Annotated in this window: 1 protein-coding gene and 1 pseudogene; both read right to left on the bottom strand. The window is 74.6% G+C overall.

Translation table 11 applies throughout. The features are described from left to right. Positions 1 to 69: hypothetical protein (locus ADL08_RS38985; protein ID WP_324615457.1), on the bottom strand; the 69-nt coding region annotated here is incomplete at its 3' end. 213 nt (positions 70 to 282) lie between these two features. Continuing rightward, positions 283 to 1,417, bottom strand: a pseudogene (locus ADL08_RS35405) (condensation domain-containing protein); the annotation flags it as partial. Between the last annotated feature and the right edge of the window lie 6 nt (positions 1,418 to 1,423).

Here is a 1,423-nt window from a genome sequence, read left to right on the forward strand (position 1 = left end):
GCGGTTGGTGAGCTTGCCCGCGAGCAGCGAGTGCCCGCCGAGCTTGAAGAAGTTCTCCCCCGGCAGCACCTCGTCGCGTCCCAGGATCTCCGCGAACAGGCCCCGCAGGATCTCCTCGCGGGGATCCGTGACGGCACGCGCCCGGCCGTCGTCGCGCGGCTCCTTCCCGGCGCCGGCGCGGCGCCGCCGGGCCTCGGCGAGGGCCCGGTGGCGGCGGTCGAGTCCCCGGCGCTCCTCGTCGGTGAGCAGCCGGACGGCGTCGAGGGACGTGCCGTCCGGCTGCTCGGCGAGGGCGCCCAGGGCCCGGCGGAACAGCTCCAGGAGGAGGAGCGCGGTCTCCTCGTCGTAGAGGTCGGTGGCGTACTGCAGTCCGAGCCGCAGCCCGTCCGGTTCGCCGTCCGGGCCGAACCGCTCCAGGCAGTCGAAGCCGAGGTCGAACTTGGCGGTGGCGAGGTCGGCGCCGTCGAGGACGGCCGGTATGCCGCCCAGGTGGTACGGGTCGTCCTGTGCGGTCCGGGCGCTGACCACGACCTGGAAGAAGGGGTGCCGTCCGAGGGACCGCTCGGGGTTCAGGTCCTCCACGAGCAGGTCGAACGGCAGGTCCTCGTGCGCGAACGCCGCCAGGTCCGCGTTCCGCACCCGCCCCACCAGCTCACCGAGCGTCGGATCCCCCGACAGATCGGTCCGCAGCGCCAGCGTGTTCACGAAGAACCCCACCAGGTCGTGCAGCGCCCGACCCGGCGCCCGCCGCCCGCAGGGCGAGGGACAGCGCCGACCGCACCACCATGAAGAACGTCGCCCGCCGGGCACGGGCGAGGGCGGTCAGGGCCTTGTGGGTCCCGGCGTCCAGGTCCAGGGACACCACCGCGCCCCGCCGCAGTCCGGGTTCGGCCGGCCGGGGCCGGTCGGCGGGCAGCCGCGTCTCCGCCGGGACGCCGTCGAGGGCCTCGCGCCAGAAGGCGAGTTGCTCGTGGGCGGTGCTGTCGGGGTCCTCGGGGTCGCCGAGCATGTCCCGCTGCCAGAGGGTGTAGTCGGCGTACTGGACGGGCAGCGGCTCCCAGCCGGGGGCACGCCCTTCGGCGCGGGCGCGGTAGGCGAGGTCCAGGTCCCCGAGCAGGCAGCCCACCGACCAGCCGTCCGTGGCGATGTGGTGGACCAGCAGCACCAGGACCGCCGACCCGTCCTGCACCTCAAACAGCCTGACGCGAAGCGGGAGTTCGTCGGTCACGTCGACGAGGAGCCGCGCGAACTCCGTGGCGCGCGCGTCCACCTCCCCACCGGCCACGCCCCGTTCGACCTCGAACCGCACCTCGGGCGCGTCGACGATCCGCTGGTACGGCTCGCCGTCCCGCGCCGGATACACCGTCCGCAGCACCTCGTGCCGCTCCACCACGTCCCGTACCGCCGCCTCCAGCACCCCCGG

The sequence above is a fragment of the Streptomyces sp. NRRL F-6492 genome, assembly GCF_001280125.1.
GTDB lineage: Bacteria > Actinomycetota > Actinomycetes > Streptomycetales > Streptomycetaceae > Streptomyces.